This is a genomic window from Cuneatibacter caecimuris (genome assembly GCF_004216775.1).
Lineage (GTDB): Bacteria > Bacillota > Clostridia > Lachnospirales > Lachnospiraceae > Cuneatibacter > Cuneatibacter caecimuris.
In genome coordinates, this window is record NZ_SGXF01000001.1 from 814,489 (window position 1) to 832,290 (window position 17,802).

General features: G+C 49.6%; 13 protein-coding genes. All 13 read right to left on the reverse strand.

What is annotated here, in order from left to right; genetic code table 11:
* Nucleotides 1-86: 86 nt before the first annotated feature.
* The 13 genes from EV209_RS03870 to clpB all read right to left on the reverse strand — a co-directional run bounded on the left by EV209_RS03870 (nucleotide 87) and on the right by clpB (nucleotide 17,679).
* The gene (locus tag EV209_RS03870; RefSeq protein ID WP_130433225.1) at nucleotides 87-1,655 is read right to left on the reverse strand and encodes a hypothetical protein; all 1,569 of its coding nucleotides are present in this window, start codon (nucleotides 1,653-1,655) and stop codon (nucleotides 87-89) included.
* On the reverse strand, nucleotides 1,648-2,355 hold the full coding sequence (locus EV209_RS03875; RefSeq protein WP_130433227.1) for an ABC transporter ATP-binding protein: 708 nt from the start codon (nucleotides 2,353-2,355) through the stop codon (nucleotides 1,648-1,650). Before EV209_RS03875 ends, EV209_RS03870 begins: the two co-directional genes overlap by 8 nt.
* Before the next feature lie 12 nt (nucleotides 2,356-2,367).
* Nucleotides 2,368-3,105 (reverse strand): hypothetical protein, encoded by a 738-nt coding sequence (locus EV209_RS03880; protein WP_130433229.1) that lies wholly within the window; start codon nucleotides 3,103-3,105, stop codon nucleotides 2,368-2,370.
* Complete coding sequence (locus tag EV209_RS03885; protein ID WP_130433231.1) at nucleotides 3,095-4,690, reverse strand: hypothetical protein; 1,596 nt, start codon at nucleotides 4,688-4,690, stop codon at nucleotides 3,095-3,097. The genes EV209_RS03880 and EV209_RS03885 overlap by 11 nt, the downstream gene beginning before the upstream one ends.
* 25 nt (nucleotides 4,691-4,715) lie before the next feature.
* On the reverse strand, nucleotides 4,716-6,506 hold the full coding sequence (locus tag EV209_RS03890) for an ABC transporter ATP-binding protein (RefSeq protein WP_130433233.1): 1,791 nt from the start codon (nucleotides 6,504-6,506) through the stop codon (nucleotides 4,716-4,718).
* Complete coding sequence (locus EV209_RS03895) at nucleotides 6,497-8,239, reverse strand: ABC transporter ATP-binding protein (protein ID WP_130434162.1); 1,743 nt, start codon at nucleotides 8,237-8,239, stop codon at nucleotides 6,497-6,499. The genes EV209_RS03890 and EV209_RS03895 overlap by 10 nt, the downstream gene beginning before the upstream one ends.
* Before the next feature lie 537 nt (nucleotides 8,240-8,776).
* A complete protein-coding gene (locus tag EV209_RS03900; protein ID WP_130433235.1) occupies nucleotides 8,777-9,691 on the reverse strand; it encodes a nucleotidyltransferase family protein in 915 nt (304 codons plus the stop codon).
* A gap of 26 nt (nucleotides 9,692-9,717) precedes the next feature.
* Complete coding sequence (locus EV209_RS03905; RefSeq protein WP_130433237.1) at nucleotides 9,718-11,349, reverse strand: LCP family protein; 1,632 nt, start codon at nucleotides 11,347-11,349, stop codon at nucleotides 9,718-9,720.
* A 362-nt stretch (nucleotides 11,350-11,711) separates the two neighbouring features.
* Nucleotides 11,712-12,272 carry a YdeI/OmpD-associated family protein gene (locus tag EV209_RS03910; RefSeq protein WP_130433239.1) on the reverse strand — a complete coding sequence of 187 codons (561 nt, stop codon included), beginning with the start codon at nucleotides 12,270-12,272 and terminating at the stop codon, nucleotides 11,712-11,714.
* 839 nt (nucleotides 12,273-13,111) lie between these two features.
* Nucleotides 13,112-13,600 (reverse strand): hypothetical protein, encoded by a 489-nt coding sequence (locus EV209_RS03915; protein ID WP_130433241.1) that lies wholly within the window; start codon nucleotides 13,598-13,600, stop codon nucleotides 13,112-13,114.
* 105 nt (nucleotides 13,601-13,705) lie between these two features.
* Nucleotides 13,706-14,467 carry a hypothetical protein gene (locus EV209_RS03920; protein WP_130433243.1) on the reverse strand — a complete coding sequence of 254 codons (762 nt, stop codon included), beginning with the start codon at nucleotides 14,465-14,467 and terminating at the stop codon, nucleotides 13,706-13,708.
* Between the two features lie 77 nt (nucleotides 14,468-14,544).
* The gene (locus EV209_RS03925; RefSeq protein WP_130433245.1) at nucleotides 14,545-14,886 is read right to left on the reverse strand and encodes a helix-turn-helix domain-containing protein; all 342 of its coding nucleotides are present in this window, start codon (nucleotides 14,884-14,886) and stop codon (nucleotides 14,545-14,547) included.
* Between the two features lie 183 nt (nucleotides 14,887-15,069).
* A complete protein-coding gene (clpB, locus tag EV209_RS03930) occupies nucleotides 15,070-17,679 on the reverse strand; it encodes an ATP-dependent chaperone ClpB (RefSeq protein ID WP_130433247.1) in 2,610 nt (869 codons plus the stop codon).
* Between the last annotated feature and the right edge of the window lie 123 nt (nucleotides 17,680-17,802).

Here is a 17,802-nt window from a genome sequence, read left to right on the forward strand (position 1 = left end):
TCGCGCGCTTTGGATATAGTATAACATACCGTGTCAATCAGAAAAAGTGAACTTTTTATTAATAGAAATAAATCCTGCCCGATGGCTTAACGCAGCCGGAAAGTCTTTGGCGCCAGGCGGTAAATCAATATGCACGCTGCCACACAGTACGCCAGACAAAACAGGATGGTCATTACGCCAAACAGAAGTGTGGGCATCTGTACCTGCATCAGCAGGAAACATACAAAATAGGTGGCTGAAAGCACGATCTGATAGGTCCCGCTCTTCATCTCCGTACCTGCGTTATAAGGCTGCAGCAGATAATAAACCGTCAGATAGTGAACAGAGAAAAATATACTCATAAAAATAATAGAAACAAACAGCACCCCATAATTCAGCGGATTTTCCGTCCCGCCAGATGCGTACAGAAGCGCCGCCAGGCCGGCCCCTATAATCGCCGCAGGCAGCAAGTTTACTTTAATGATTTCACGCAGGCGGATCTGAAACAGTTTTAACACAAAATCCGGGCGTTTATAGAAAGAATAGGTCAGCAGGCTGTGGTCGCAGTTCATGAACAGCGCCCTGGTGAATCCTGTTCCTCTGTTGATGGAATACATAATGAATACAAAGTAGGGAAGGAAGGAAAGCAAAAGCCCGTTGATTTTTTCTTTCAGTTCAGGAACCAGGTAGAATGCCAAAAGAATGCCAAAAATCAGGCAGACACACACCAGAGAAATCTTTTTGGAGGACTTCCATAAAATTTTCTGATGCCTGCGGATGAACAGCTCGTTGAGATATTCGAAGCCTTTCCTGTTGCTGGTAATCCCTGTATCCGCGGAAATAACCTTTTGGCTCATCTGTCTGGACATGGTATTTACATCATCCATCTGGGCCATTGATTTTGCCAGAATCTGCTGATACATCTCCCGGTACTTGTCAAAAACAAGTATTTTCCATACCGCCACTGCCCCGCAGAGCACTGACAGAATCATAAACCCAGCGGATACAGAAACAGGCAGCATGATCCCCACCGCCGGCAGGCCGTAAGCCGCCGCCAACAGGGCCAGAATCGCAATCCACATAAATTTATTCAGGCCGTTTTCATTGGTGATCCTTCCTGTCTTCTCATAGTCCCTCAAAGAGTACGCCGCCATGGCCAGCTTCAGCCCCGCCACAAAAAACGGGATCAGAAGACATACCCACAGGGGGGCCCCGCCGCCCAGGCCATATATCAGGGAAACCGGAAGAAAGCCCACTGCCACCTTCAGGATAGCGTACCCGTAATTTACCAGCGTATATTCTCTGGCATCCATCCTCATCAGGATCATCGCGTAGTATTTATCCCTGGAGGGGTTGAACATAAAGGTATTGGAAAAAGCCCCGATCACAGTCAGCAGCACCAAAATATGAAGAAAGAGCTTCCCGGGATCTTCCGCCTGATACAGCGATGCGGCTCCCGATATCATTAAAATAAAATAGAGAAACTTCCCCAGGAAAACAGACACGATTTCCCACACCAGGGACAGTACGTTGGCAAAAACCTTCAGGCCATGGACCTGGTACAGCGCGTCCGGCAGCAGTTTTTTCACCAAAGGTATCTGTTTGATGGAATACAGGATACTGTTGACCCGGTATGTATTTTTCAGGGCAAAAGAAATTTTCAGCGTTTTAGTCATGGCTCTCCTCCCTGAGTGCCGCGATAATTTTATCTTTGAATTCGCTGCTGTCCAGATCCGCCCGGTCCACCACTTCCAGCACGCCGTGATTCAGCAGCACAATTTCATCGCACAAATCCAGGGCCAGATCCATGATGTGGGTGGAAAATATGGTGATGCGGCCGTTTTTCAAAGAACGGAGAAGCTGCTTCATTTCTTCCGCCACCACTACATCCAGAGAGGTCAGCGGTTCGTCCAGCAGCAGGACTGAGGGCCTGGCGATAATATTGATCAGCATCTGCATTTTATTCTTCATTCCGTGGGAATAATCTTTCAGCAGCTTATTCCGGTCCTCCGGCTCAATGCTCATATAATCAAAATATTCATCCAGCGGCCTGGGGTCCTGAATGGATTTCTCATTAATGTCCAGGAAAAACCGGAGGAACTCCCGTCCAGTGAGAAACTCCGGTACCGTGGGGGTGGAAAGAACATATCCGATATCTTCGGCGGCCACTTCTCTCGGCAGCCCACCGTCTTCCATGTAAAATCTGCCGCCGTCTGTTTTCATGTCGCGGTTCAGACAGTTGAACAGCGTGGTCTTGCCAGCGCCGTTTCGTCCCAGAAGTCCATAGATCTTGCCGCTTTCAAAGGTAAAATCAATGTCCCGGAGCACCTCTTTTTTCTCAAAATTTTTCGACAGATGTTCAATGATAAATTTCATGTTTTTCCTTTCTCACCGTTTAATCCGGCATCGTTTCAGTGTTACGCCTAATAATCCGGCGGCCGCCAGCGCCAGACCCAGACTCCCCAGCCATACAGTCCAGTACCGGCCCGGCAGAAGACAGAGCAGCGGCCCGGCGGCGTAACCCAGGGCGTGGGCCCCCGCAAAACCGCTGAAATAATCATGCTCCGCTTCTTTTTTGCCGCTCATCCTCCGGGCGCGTCGGTACAGGGAATATAAAATTCCGCTGTGATTTTTCATTTCATCCGCAAACTTTACAAACAGCAGAAGGTTGATAAAGGAGTTCTGCAGGCTTCCGTCCCCGGACAAAAATACGGAAAGCAGCACTGCTGAAAAAAATCCTGTCCCTTCCCACAGGAACATCCTGAGGCTTTCAGGAATCAGATCTTTCAGATCCCTCAGATAGGGGACCACGCCGGATACGCTGTCCACAGCCATTCTGCCGGTCTCTCTGAGCCTGCGGCGGAAGGGCAGCCCCGAAAAGAACAGCGTCCGGATGCCTTCCTGCAGAAACAAAAGAAGAAGGGTTCTTCCCAAAACCCCTCCCAGCACACTGCCGCCCTCCAGACCGGCCAGCGCCCCGCTGACAAAATACAGAGGGGACAGCAGAAAATGCCGCCAGCCCAGGCAGGCGGAAATCTGCAGCGCCAGCCACAGCCCCGCCATGACCAGCGCGGAAGGCAGCTGTTTTTTCAGATAGTTCCTGAACCAGTCCCGCTCAATCTTCATCCGCTGTCTCCTCTTCTAAATCAACAGTCCATCTTTTCCCATCTTCCTGAACGCAGGCCCATTTTTTTCCGTCCCTGTCCCGCAGGATCTGGAATTTGCCTGGCTGCAGTTCTTGTATCTCAGCCGTCCCCGGCTTTTCTCCCGGCTTTACCAGCCTGGCTTTCCACGAGCCCTTCCGGGTGTCTTCCCTGGTCACGGTGAGCCCTTCTCTGTATACAAATACGCTGCAGACTGCTTCTGCGGAAGCCTCCTGCCCGGCCTGTTCAGGGACTGCTGTGATCCTGAGAACCACCTCATAATCCTGCAGATCCGCTCCGGACAGCCCCATCACCAGTTCCGCCAGAGACCCCGCTCCGGCAATGACAGCATGGAAATCCCCGCTTCCGCTGTCAGATACCCAGCGGACATTCCATCTGTATTCCGCCGCGCTTCCCCCTGACAGCATGACCGGCACCCGTACGGCCTGCCGCCCTCCCGCCAGCAGAACCGGAAGCTCTCTCCCATGGTTCACGATGATTTCAGCCTCTGTTTTTTTTCGTTCTTTTTTCTTTCCCGTTCTGCTCTGCACAAGGGAGGCCGCCCCGGCCATAGCCAGGGATACCCCCGTGCATGCTATGGCAGGAAGAATGCCTGAAACGCCTCTGCCCACCACGGATTTATGGGTTTCTGAAAACGGCGTACCGCTGTTTGGGCCGCCCTCACCCGGGTCCGCTTCACTTCCCGGCCCGAACACCGCGTCATCCAGCACCAGGATAGGCAGCTGGCATATATTTCCCGAAACTGGTTCTTCAGAATCTTCCATATCTGCAAGTGACAGAAAATATGTATCCCGGTTATGCACTTCCACCGGAATCTCTCTGCCGTTCAGTTCGGCAGACCACTCCGCTTCCTCATCAATGGCGAATTTAACGCCCAGGGACTCGCTGCCGCCTCCGTACCGGTTAAAGTATACCGGTTCAGGGTGAATCCCGCCTGCTCCCCGGGTTACTATCCGCAATGACATCACTTCGGCTGCCGCAGAAATTTTCCCGTAGTCCTTCAAAAAGCTGGTTCCGTCCGCTTCCGGGTCCGCCAAAACCGCCTCGTATATCCCTTCGAAAGAATACTGGATTTTCCCGTCCGCCAGCCTGTCCTCAAAATACATATCCTCTATCCTGAAAACTTCTGAAACAGGGCGGATCAGATAAATCCCCCGCTCTCCCAAAAAAAGCGCTTCCTGGTAACGTTCCCAGTCCAGCCTGCACTGATTCCTGTCAATCGCTCCCAGCATTGTGCTGTTTATCAGCCCATTGATTTCCAGGTCAAAGGAAACATGCTGGCCGCTTTTCAGTGCAAAGCGGTTCCCCTGCACTTCTCTGCCATCCAGCACGATATTGCTGATCTCGCTTCCGAGATACAGCAGCGTGCTTCTGTCCGCCTCTGAAGTATCCCTGAGCCTGGCCTCTTCCATGCTGTATCCGTCGCTCCATCTCTGATATATTTCATCCAATTCAATCTCTCCCCCGGCAAAAACCGCCCGGGGCCTGCTCCAGATCAGCCCGGCCGCCAGCAAAAATGCCGCGGCCAGGTACGGTGTTTTTCTCATCCAGGCACTTCCTCCCTTGTTCGGTTCAGGCAGACGTGAGGCTCCTGAACTGTGCCTGATAGAGCTCATAATACTGCCCCTTCGCCGCCAGCAGCTCCTCATGGGAACCCGCCTCTTCAATTCTGCCATGGTTGATGACAAAAATCCGGTCCGCATTTTTGATTGTGGAGAGACGGTGCGCGATCACAAAGGAGGTCCTTCCTTTCAGCAGAGCCTGGATTCCTTTCTGCACCAGTATTTCCGTATGGGTATCGATGCTGGAGGTGGCCTCATCCAGAATCAGGATTCTGGGATTGGACACCATGGTTCTGGCAAAGGCCAGGAGCTGCCGCTGTCCTACTGACAGGCTCTGTCCCCGCTCGCTGAGCTCTGTGTCATATCCCTTTTCCAGCTGCATGATAAACCCGTGGGCATTCACAGCCTTGGCTGCCGCCACAATTTCTTCATCCGTTGCGTCCAGCCTGCCATAACGGATATTATCTTTAACAGTGCCTGAAAACAGGAAATTATCCTGGGTCATCACGCCCATCTGGCGCCTCAGGCTGCGGATGGAAACATCCCCCAGATCATAACCGTCCACCCGGATATGTCCCTCTGTAACATTATAAAACCTGCTGATCAAATTGACAATGGTTGTTTTGCCGGCTCCCGTAGGCCCCACCAGCGCGATGGTCTCTCCGGGACGTATCTGAAAGCTCACATCTTTCAGCACCTTTGTCTCCGGCTCATCTGAATAGGCGAAGGATACCCGGTCAAATTCCACGGAACCCTGAATGTCGGGGAGCTCTCCCACACCGGATTTATCCCGGATCTCAGGCTCTGTATCCAGAATATCGAAAATCCGCTCCGCCCCCGCCAGGTTGGTGACGATCTTATTGTAGAAGTTCGCCAGATTCCTGATGGGGCTCCAGAACATAGCCAGGTATGTGGAGAACGCCATAAATGTTCCGATGCCGATTTCTCCCACGCCGATGACCTTGATGCCGATATAGTACAGCAGGAAGCCCCCGGCTCCCCAGGTCAGCTCGATCAGGGAGCCGAACAGGTCAGCGCAGCGCACAGACTTGTTCCAGGACTGCCGGTGTTCTTTCAGCAGCACGTCAAAATTGTCTCTGGATTCCTGTTCCGCCCGGAAGCTCTGAACAATCCGCATCCCTGACATTTCCTCATGGACAAAGGCAGATATATTAGAGCTCTTTTTCCTGTAGACCTGCCAGGCCTTGTGGGATACCCGCTGGATCACAAACATGCCAGCAGCCATAAAGGGCAGTGTCAGCAAAGCCGCCAGGGCCAGCTTTACATTTTTCGCCATCATAATTGTAATTACGCCGATCACAGTGAGAAAATCCGGGATCAGTGTGGTCACGCTGTCCGACAGCATATCCTTCAGGGAATTCACGTCCCCGATAATCCTGGCCAGGATCTTTCCGGTGGGGCGGCTGTCAAAGAAGCTGAAGCTCAGCTTCTGAATATGTACATATAATTCTTCCCGGATGGTCAGCAGCACCTGGTTGGACAGCTTTGCCATCATGATCATCCGCGCCTTGACCCCTGCCACCATGATCAGATTCAGCACCACAGCCGCCAGTCCCAGAAGCAGAAGGCCTTTCATATCCCGGTTTGCGATATGGACGTTTACTGCCTGCTCCACGATCAGGGGGTTTATCATATTGATGGAAATCGTCGCCAGCATGATCAGCAGCACCACCGCAATCCTGCTCTTATAAGCCAGCAGATACCGGTAAAGCCTTGTCAGGGTTTTCCATTTGCTGACCTGGGCCTGCTGCTCGTCTTCCCTGAATGAGTTTACAGCCATGCTTCCATCCCTCCCTTCAGTTCTGTTTCATATTGCATTGCATCGTACTGCGCGCAATAGGTGGCATAATAAAGCCCCTTTTTCTCCATCAGCGTCTCGTGTGTCCCCCGCTCCGCGATGCTGCCGTGATCCAGTACAATGATTTCATCCGCGTGCCGCACGGCAGAGATCCGGTGGGCGATAATGAGCTTCGTTGTGTTTTCCAGCTCTTTCAGTTTTTTCTGGATTTCAAATTCTGTCTCCATATCCAGCGCAGAGGTAGAATCGTCCAGCACCAGCACCGGCGTTTTCTTGGCCAGCGCTCTGGCGATGCTGATTCTCTGCTTCTGCCCGCCGGAAAGCCCTACGCCCCGCTCTCCGATCACTGTATCATACTGTTCAGAAAGGCTGCCGATAAATCCGTCCGCGCAGGCGCTTCCCGCTGCCTGGCGGATGGCCTGGGCCTCCAGCTGCCCCCGCCGCCCGATGCTGATATTCTCATTGATGGTATCGGAAAACAGGAATACATCCTGCATGACCACCGCAATATTGCGGCGCAGCGTCTCCAGATCCATCCTGCGCACATCCACCCCGTCCACTTTCACACAGCCGCCGCTGGCGTCATAAAAGCGTTCCAGCAGATTGATAACAGAAGTCTTTCCGGCCCCGGTCATCCCCATAATACCCAGGGTGCCTCCGGGCTTCACGTGGAAGCTGATATCCTTCAGCACATCCTGTGACTGCAGCTTCAGGTCCACATGGGAAAACTCCACTTCTCCCTTTACTTCTTCCATGGATACCGGCAGTTCCGGGTTCTTGATTTCAGGCTCTTCCAGCAGAATCTTCTGTATCTTCTTATTAGAAGCCACCGCCGCGGCAAAATCGCTGGACAGCCAGCCGATCATTTCCATGGGCCAAATAATATTATTGGCATATTCTGTAAACTGTCCCAGCTGCCCGATGGTGATCATATCCTTCATCACCATAATTCCTCCGAAGATGATCACTGCCACCAGCAGCACTTTGGTGTAGAAAGAGATATTCGGATGATATTTTGCCAGCGTTCTGGCCTGCTTCATGTTCAGATCGTAATATTTCTTATTGTGCTTCTTAAACTTCTGAATCTCATACTCTTCTCTGGCAAATGCCTTCACTGTACGCACCCCTGCCAGGTTCTCCTGGGCCACTGTGTTCAGCTGGGCATTTTCTTCACTGATATCCTCATAAACGCTTCCCAGCTTCTGTTCCAGCCGGATCCCGGTCCAGGCTACCACAGGCATCACCGCCAGAGGCACCAGCGTCAGCAGAGGGCTGACGCTGAACATGCAGGTCAGCACCAGCACGGTATGAATGGTGCACTCCGCGATCAGCATTCCCACAAAGCCGGTGGCGTTCCAGATCTTATCCACATCATCCTTCACTCTCGCCAGCAGCTCCCCGCTGTTGTTCTTATCAAAATAGCCCATGCTCAGCTTCTGGATATGCCGGAACAGGTTTCCGCGGATATCGCATCCGATCTTGCAGGCAGCTACATCCACGGTAAATTCCTTAATATAACCGAATATGGCTCTGCCCAGGCCGATCCCCGCCAGGCCAAGCAGCAGGCGCATCAGGATCTCCACTCTCCCCGCCACAATCACATCGTCTATGATGGATCTTGTAATGGCAGGCGCCAGCACATCCAGCACAATGGCAATCACCATGGAAACCAGCGCCAGCAGATAGAGATACCAATAGCGCAGCACATAGGTCATCACCCTGTTCTGCCTGGGGATTTTCTGTTTCTTCTCCAGGACTTCTTTCTTTTCTTTGATCACCACTTTGTCTCCCCTCATTTCTTAACTCCTGTTACTTTGAAAAAGAATCCCGCTCGCGGGATTCTCCGCCTGCGGCGTGTCGCTTTAGCGACGTAATTCCTTACGCCGCAGCGCGATCCCCCCTCCTATGAAACAAAAAAATGCGCGGAACCGCTGTCACTGCGGCTCTGCGCATCACCCTCTAAAAGGGAATCAGACACAGCCCTCTCCCGGAATTTTCACGGATTTGAGGACAAAAAAGCCGCAGTCACCATAGACTGCGGCTCATAAACAACTTTAATCAGAAAATCATACCAATAGATTCTCTGTTCTGAGGCAGGCTATGGATTTCATTGTCAGCGCTATGCAATTATCTTCTCTAATGATAAAATTCCTGAATTCCAACATCTGTCCTACCTCCTTTTTATTTTTGTGCCTGACAGGAAACAGTCACTTTTCTTACCTTACACCTTAATGATGGTATTGTCAAGCAATTTATACAATATTTTCCGGATAAACGCCTTTTTCCACCAGCCCGTGGAATGCGTCGATCACAGCCTGCTTGTCCGCCTGATAGGTCACTCCGAACCATTTGTCATGGGTTTCCAGCACCTTAACATCTGCTTTCCCCTCCTGCAGAAGCCTGTCCACAACAGCAGGAAGCAGATATTCTTTCTTAATTTCATCTTTACCCGCGCTCTTCAGGAAATCTGTAAATCCATCTTCCAGAACATCCAGGAAATCAGGGGTAAATCCCCACATATTCATGGAAACATGGCCGTTGGGATTCAGCTCTGATACTGCCCCCTCATATTCCCCGGTCACCTTCCCGTCTGGGCCCATGATGATTTCCGATGTCTCATGCACCCCTTTCAGCTGGTCTCCTTCCACCACGCAGACGCCGCGGGTTACCGCCCCGTTGTCGCTGAGTGTATTTTTTAGGATAAATCCGGCCATACAGATATCAAACTTTCCCGTAGAGGGCCGTTCCTGCACCAGATAATCGTGAATTTTTACAAAGGCTTCTTTTCCATAGTAGTCGTCTGCGTTAATTACAAGAAACGGGGTATCCACAATTCCCCGGCAGCAGAGCACTGCCTGGCCGGTTCCCCAGGGTTTTTTACGGCCTTCGGGAACAGTAAACCCTGCGGGAAGGTCTTCCAGCGCCTGAAACGCATAGTCCACCTCAATCTTTTTTTCAATACGGTCGCCGATGATCTCTTTGAAATCTTTTTCCAGATCTCTGCGGATGATAAATACGACCTTGTTAAATCCAGCCTCTGCCGCGTCATGGATGGAATAATCCATAATGATCTCTCCACTTGGGCCCACGGGCGTCAGCTGCTTGATTCCCTCTCCAAAGCGGCTGCCGATTCCTGCCGCCATAATCACCAGGGTTGTTTTCTTCATTTTATTTCTATCCTCCAAATTCATCTTCATTCTGTAGCATAAATGGTGCTCTGCAGTCTGGAAACAGTGGCAGGCCAATCCGGAACCAGCATCCCCTGGCCTCCGATATTTTGGCTGGTATACATGCCGTCATAGGGAATCCGGTCCATCACAATCTCATATCCCATAATTTCCGGAGCCTGGGCAATTTTCCCCCAGATTTCTCCGTCCGGAACATTATGCGTCACCAGCGGCAGTATGCTGTTGGCAAGGCCCGGCAGCGCGCCGATCCCTGCGCTCTTAACCCTGCCGATCATGGCTTCCAGTACTTTCCTCTGGCGTTCTGTCCGTCCCCAGTCCGCATTTCCCACATAGCGGATACGCGCATAGGCTGTGGCCTGTATTCCGTTGAGGTACAGATCCCCGCCGCCGTTCAGCAGATTTTCATTTGCGGGACGGCCGTTTAGCCCGTTCATTTCACGGATATAGTCATTGGCAACCTTCGCTTCCGCATCGGAAAGAGTCATGGGGATTCCGCCCAGCTGATCGATAATCGATGTGAGGCCGTTGAAATCCACTCTTGCGTACCGGTCCACATTGACTTTAAAGTTCTGTGTCACTGTCTGAACCAGTAAAGGCCCGGCTCCATGGGCGTGGGCTGCGTTTAGTTTTTTATTCCCAATCCCCGGAATTGATACATAAGTATCCCTCATCAGGGAAGTGACAAAAATCTTTTTTGCCCTGCTGTTGATGGATACCAGCAACATGGCGTCCGAATTTCCGGCCCAGCTGGTATCCCTGCGATCCACGCCGATCAGCAGCAGATTATAAACGTAATCGCTGCTGACAGCCTCCTGCCCGTTCATGTTATTCAGCTGTTCGTTCAATGAAGCGATCACATCGGGATCGGCCTCTTCTCCCAAATCAGGATCCGTACCGTCGTTATCCGCTCCCTCCGGCAGGCTGGCGACAATCGTCACATCCTTATCATCTACATAGTTTGTCTTTTTAATATACCCGTTGATGATCAGATAACCGCCGATGACCACTGTTAAAATCAGCACCAGCAGCACAATCATTGTGATGATCAGCGCTTTTCTTCCGCCGCTCATTTCTTTGAATTTCTGCCAGATTGATTTCTTCTTTCTCTTACCTCCCCGGCCATTCCCTGTGCCGCGGTTCCCCTGAGGGCCTGCGCTGTTCCGCACCGGCGCCTGTCCTGCCGGCGGACGCCGGTTTCCGTTTCCGGCCGTTCCCGGCCTGACGTTATGCTGGCCTGTCGCTCCGCTCCCGCCGGTTCCGGTTCTTCCGTTCTGCGTGCCCTGGGCCCCGCTTCTCCCTGCAGACGGCCTCCCAGCAGGACGTGCCTGGCCTTTGCTTCCCGCTGCGCCGCCGGACCCGCGCCTTGTTTCCCCGGGCGCGCCGGTTGGCCCGGAGGGACGCCGGTTTCCGCTCCCCGTTCCTGTGCTTCCTGAAGCCCTTGCATCGCCGCTTCGTCCGGCTCCCGGGGGTCTGGAACCCGAAGGCTTTCCGGCTCTGTCCGGGGTCCTGGGCGCTGTTCTCCCGGAATCAGCAGGCCCGGACGGACGTTTTCTTTCTGTTCCGCCTGCCGGCGGCTTCCTCTCGCCGCCTTCTGCCGGCCTCCTTTCCCTTCTGCTCCCTTCTTTATCCTGGTTCATATTCTCCTCATCTTTCCTGTTTTCTTTATCGGTTATTATATCATGATTCTCTGAAATTGCAAGGTTATGTAGGTTTTTGTAAGAAAGAGGAAAGAAAAAGTTGCTGTGACTTTTGATATATCCTAGGCGCTGTCACAGCAACTTCTGGTTATGTTTTCCGTGTGTTTACAGAATGCCCCGGCAACAGGCTGTTTCTGTGGTTTCCCGCCTCCTCCTCTCCTCCTGAGATTTTTGCCGTTATAATATATAACACCTTTCTTCGACACTTTTCTCACTTTTTCACATAATTTTTTATTTTTATTCCGCTGTAACCGTCTTTGCTCTTATCTGCCCAAAGCCCTGGAAAAGGCTTTGGGGAAAAATTACATTGGTTTCAAATTTTGGTTAAGCCGGCCAACCATCCAGGACAAACGTTTCTCCCGCCCCGCCTCTGTCTTCGCGTCTGCATATGCTTTTGTATACGTTTTCTGGACTGAAGGCGGCATGGACAAAAAATTAGAATAAGCAGGTTCATAATCTTTCAGCAGAGAAGAGAGGAAAAGAATCTGCTCTTCCGTAACTCCCGGAGCCTTTGGCGCGTCCCACATTCCATTTTCCCTGGCCTCCTCTATTTTTCCTCTGCCGTAATCAGTCATCAGCCCTCTCTGCTCCAATTTTTCCGCCAAATCTTTATTTTTCTCCGACCATTTACTGTTTTTCCTGCGCAAAGCAAAATACTTTTTGTAGGTTTTCTCATCAATGCTCTTCATCTGGCCGTCAATCCATCCAAAACAGAGCGCTTCTTCCAACGCTTCATTTGCCCGGATGGTTTTGCGGCCGCCTGCTTTGCTGAAAATCAGCCATATGCCTTCAGATGAAAGACAGTTTTCTTTCAGCCATTGTCTAAACTCTTCTCTGCTGGTAAATTCCATGATCTCAGACATTGTTCATCCCTCCCTGATTTTCATTTTAAGCTCTGTCTCTGTAAAAAGTCAAATCTTTTATGAAGGATTGACGCCTGCGGGTTTCTTCCCCTCCGTAGAGCAGGTTTATTTCGTAAGGGTACTTTTTTTTAAAAATCCTGCTGGCGGGCTCTCCCGCCGCAGCGCGGTTGCATCAGCAGCCATATTCCTTAAGCGCGCAGTTCGCATACCCCGGAGGGTTTTGTTTCATAGGCAACGCAATTTCCATTGAAAAAAATAAAACAGCCGGGGGCGAGCCGGCTGTTTTCCTGCTTTATAAACCATAAGGATTTTGGTTTTTTAAGAATGCATGTGTACCATTTCTTGGGTTTACTTTCTTTTTTTATTTTTTAGTTTAGTTTTTCTGTATAATTCAGCCCCGGTTTTTATCCTGCCGGATTGCCTGCGGAATACAGCGGCCGCAACCTTATTGTTTACAAATCCTGTCTCCAGTCATTCAGCTTCCAAGCGGGTAAGTTCTAAGCTGCAACTGACGACCAGTATGTTTTTTGCTTTAGTTTTTTATCCTCCTTTCCTGCCCGCGACTATATATACGTGGGGATGAAAATTCTTCTCAAATATTTTTTTATTTTTTTAAATATTTTTTTTGCTTTAATGTCTATATTCTTTCATAAAAATAAAGGGAGAAAGCTTTCTTAATCGCTGTCTTCCCTTTATTCTAATCGTAATATAAATACTCTTTTTTCTTATATGAATACGTTAGCAGACATTTTGGCTAAAATGTTCACATAAACATATTCCCCTCGGATAATTTTTTCTCAAATTATCAAACTTATTTTGCGCGGTCTAACTTTTGTATTTTAATACGTTACATGTATTGCCGGGGATTGGGACACTTTAGTTTCTGTACCAACCGTATGATAAGTTAGAGTATAATAATACCCTGTGGATCCTACATCTACAATTTTTTCACAACGATTATATCCTGCATTATAGGCATGATATCGATATGGCCCTTCAATTACTGTAGATTTGTTTGTTCCTGGATCATATTTCACTAAAAACATTTCATTTGTAATTTGGGGTTTAGCTTCATGCAATAATGTGCTAGAGGCTAACAGAACCCTCAGCGAACCATATAGCTGAATTTTACTCCAGCCATCACTGATTATATCCCTTGTTATTTGATAGTAATCTGAACTTGCATAATCTCCTTCCACAATTATCACCGGATATGGAGGTTCAATCACATCTCCTACTTGATATTCCGGAACATCTGCAAGCACAATCGTACCCATTAATAAAATAGTAATTATAGAACAACTAATTGTTACCCAAAATCGCTTCATTTTTTTAATTGTACACTCCTTTCTTAACCGCGAATATATATACGTTAACTAGCACCAAATTCTTAAAAAAAATACAAATACTTATTCTTAAGTTTCTACACCCATTTATATTTCACAATTTTCTAGAATATTTCTTAACTCTTCTTCACTCTCAAAACCCACAATTTTATAATAGCAGTTATCCGCAATTAGGTAACTGAAATATGAAACTGAACCATCATCCTCGGTTACCTCATAAATTTTTAATCGCTCCTTAAAATACGGATTGTCTACTTCTGAAACTATCGTTCCATTGTTTATACTACCAAAGCTACTGTCAACATTACCTATAAACATTTGTATGAATATTAATCTATTCTTCTTTGCACATTCAATTAAAGCATCACTCTCATAAATATCATATTTATTAATAGTTATGTCCTCTGGCCACTCAGAAAAATGCACGGCATTTATCCTTAATTTATTAGCGCAAATCATTATTTCCCGATTTATATCTTCAGGTACAACAATCACATCGGTATTATTAGCCAATACATTCCCACCAGACTCCAACACCTTATACTCATAATTCTTATTACCCACCGCAAACATCCCAAAACTCATTACGCAGATCGCAATAGAGGCAGCCATAAAAGCCAGCCTGACAGGGCGCCTGGGGACATTTCTGCGGGGTGCGGGAGTTCTCTCTCCGAGAAGTTCTTCCGGCGTTTCCGGTCCGGGAACCCCAGCGGCCATCTGCCGCCGTTCTTCCTCCGACATGCTCATAATCTTATCCAGCACTCGTTTTTGAGCCTCGTCTGCCCTGGAAAATTCCCGCCGCAGTTGTTCATCAAATTGCTCCTGTGACATCTTTTTCTCCGGTTTCATGGCTGCCTCCTTCTGCGGTCAGTAAAAAGAGTTATAATCCATATGCAGGATGTATCTCTGCCCGTCTTTTTCAATAATTATAACCTCTTCCCAGGCTGGTTCCAGTCCCAGGCTTTTTCCTCCTCCGTAAATTCCCGGAAACGGTATTTACCTCGCCCTGCATCCTCCGCTCTCACCAGCAGCCCCAAATCTTTCATTGATCCCAGAATTGAACTCACTGTTGTCAGCGCTCTGCCCAAAATCTCCATCATTTCAGGACGTCCGAAAGCCTCGCCCTCCTTCAGTGTCCCGTAAAGCTGAATAATATTTTTCTTTGTGATAAATGGTACATCCAGCTTGGTCAGCAGGATTCTCATTGTTAAAATACGTGCCTTATCTTCCGGCGGCATATCAGGTCCGCCGTTGCTGTATCCGTTCATTGCTCTCCTCCTCATTCTGATAAAACATTTTCGCCTGAATAGCCAGTTCCGGACTTTTTGATGTTCTATCATGGAGTACACACGGCAATCTTTAAAAAACCGTATTTATTATATCATCTTTTCCTCAAAATGGAAAGAGCCTGAACCGCGTAAATTACGCTGAATTTTCAGGCTCTTCTAATTTTATTCTACCGTTCCATGCAGGACTTCTTTTGCCGATGCAGTCAGCCCTTCCGGGCCTGCGTCAATCACGATCGTCTCTCCTGCCCGGATGCCGCCCCCCAGAATCAGTCTGGCCGCCAGGGTCTCCACATGTTTCTGCAGATACCGTTTCAGCGGGCGGGCTCCGTAGATCGGATCATAACCGTGTTCCACAACAAACTGCTGCGCCTCGTCTGTCAGCTGAATATTGATCTCTCTGTCCTCCAGCCTTCTGTTTACGTCCTCAATCATCAATTTAATGATTCCGCCGATATTCTCTCTGGTCAGAGGTTTAAAAAGAATAATTTCATCCAGCCTGTTCAAAAACTCCGGGCGGAAATGAGCGCGCAGGTCATTCATCACCAGATCCTCCGCCTCGGGCCTGATGCCGCCGTTTTCATCAATACCTTCCAACAGATAGGAAGAGCCGATATTGGACGTCATAATCAGGATTGTATTTTTAAAGTCCACGGTCTTGCCCTGGGAGTCGGTAATCCGGCCGTCGTCCAGAACCTGCAGCAGGATGTTGAACACATCGGGATGGGCTTTTTCCACTTCATCGAACAGCACAACAGAATATGGCTTCCGGCGGACCGCCTCTGTCAGCTGCCCTCCTTCGTCATAACCTACATATCCCGGAGGCGCTCCAATGAGGCGGGATACAGAGTGTTTCTCCATATATTCGCTCATATCAATGCGGATCATGTTGGATTCATCGTCAAACAGGCTTTCCGCCAGTGCTTTTGCCAGTTCTGTCTTTCCAACGCCAGTAGGCCCCAGAAACAAGAAAGAGCCGATGGGTTTTGTAGGATCTTTAATTCCGGCTTTAGAACGGATGATGGCTTCTGTCACTTTTTCCACGCCTTCATCCTGGCCGATCACCCTTTTGTGCAGCTCGTCGTCCAGATGCAGGGTTTTGTTGCGCTCGCTCTCCGTGAGTTTTGCCACCGGAATGCCGGTCCAGCGTGAAATAATCCGGCAAATTTCCTCTTCTGTCACAGCTTCATGCACCAACGACAGGTCTTCTTTTCTTACTTTTTCTTCTTCAATCTGAAGCTGTTTCTGCAGTGCGGGAAGTTTACCGTACTGCAGTTCAGCCGCTTTATTCAGGTCATAATGCTGCTGCGCCTGGATAATCTGTTTGTTCAAATCCTCAATCTCTTCCCTCAGGCGGCTCAGCTTCTCCACGGACGCTTTCTCATTGTCCCACTGGGCTTTTTCCCCGTTGAACTCCTCCCGCAGTTCCGCCAGCTCTTTCTGCAGCCCCTCCAGGCGGTCCATGCTCAGACGGTCTGTCTCCTTTTTCAGGGCAGCTTCCTCTATTTCTAACTGCATGATTTTTCTGGAAAGTTCATCCAGCTCCGCCGGCATGGAATCCAGCTCCGTTTTAATCATCGCGCAGGCCTCGTCCACCAGGTCTATGGCCTTATCCGGCAGGAACCTGTCGGAAATGTAGCGGTGGGAAAGGGTAGCCGCCGCGACCAGGGCGGAATCTGTGATTTTCACACCGTGATACACCTCGTACCGTTCTTTCAGGCCGCGCAGTATGGAGATGGTATCCTCCACAGTGGGTTCGTCCACCAGCACCGGCTGGAAACGGCGCTCCAGGGCAGGGTCTTTTTCAATATATTTTCTGTACTCATCCAGGGTGGTGGCGCCGATGCAGTGCAGTTCCCCTCTGGCCAGCATGGGCTTGAGCATATTGCCGGCATCCATGGCTCCGTCTGTCTTGCCGGCCCCCACGATCAGATGCAGCTCATCAATAAACAGGATGATCTGTCCCTCGCTCTTGCGCACCTCTTCCAGCACGGCCTTCAGCCTCTCCTCAAACTCGCCCCGGTATTTCGCTCCGGCTACCAGCGCGCCCATATCCAGCGCAAAGATTTTTTTATCTTTCAGCCCTTCCGGCACATCTCCCCGGACAATCCTCTGGGCCAGCCCTTCTACCGCGGCGGTTTTGCCCACTCCGGGTTCGCCGATCAGCACCGGGTTGTTCTTCGTTTTACGGGACAGGATACGGATCACATTTCTGATTTCGCTGTCGCGGCCGATTACCGGATCCAGCTTCTGGTCCCTGGCCTTTTCCACCAGGTCCTGTCCATACTTGTTCAGCGTATCATAGGTAGCTTCCGGATTGTCCGTGGTCACCTGCTGATTGCCTCTTACCGTGGACAGCGCCTGAAGGAACCGTTCTCTGGTAATGCCAAATTCCTTGAAAATAGCTTTTACTTCCGTATTTGCTTCCTGAATCAGCTGCAGGAACAGGTGCTCCACAGAAACATAAGAATCTCCCATCTGTTTTGCTTCATCTTCCGCTCCCACCAGCACTTTGTTCAGCGCGCTGCTGACATAGAGCTGTCCGCCTCCGGAGACCTTCACCCGTTTTTCCAGGCCCTGCTCCACCCGGTTCTGGAAATATTCAGCCTGGATTTCCATCTTTGTGACCAGTTTGCGGATCAGGCTGTCTTCCTGGGTCAGGAGCGCATACAGCAGATGTTCCTGATCAATTTCCTGATTTCCATATTCATAAGCAATTTTCTCACAGTCCTGAACTGCCTGCAGAGATTTCTGTGTAAATTTCTGGATATTCATAAGTCCTTCCCTCCTATCCGTTTGTTCTATAACTACTATAACAGTTTTTCTTAATTTGTAAAGAGGTGATTTCTAAAATATCTGTGAAATAAATTTTTTTCTTTTTTTAAATTATGCACCAAA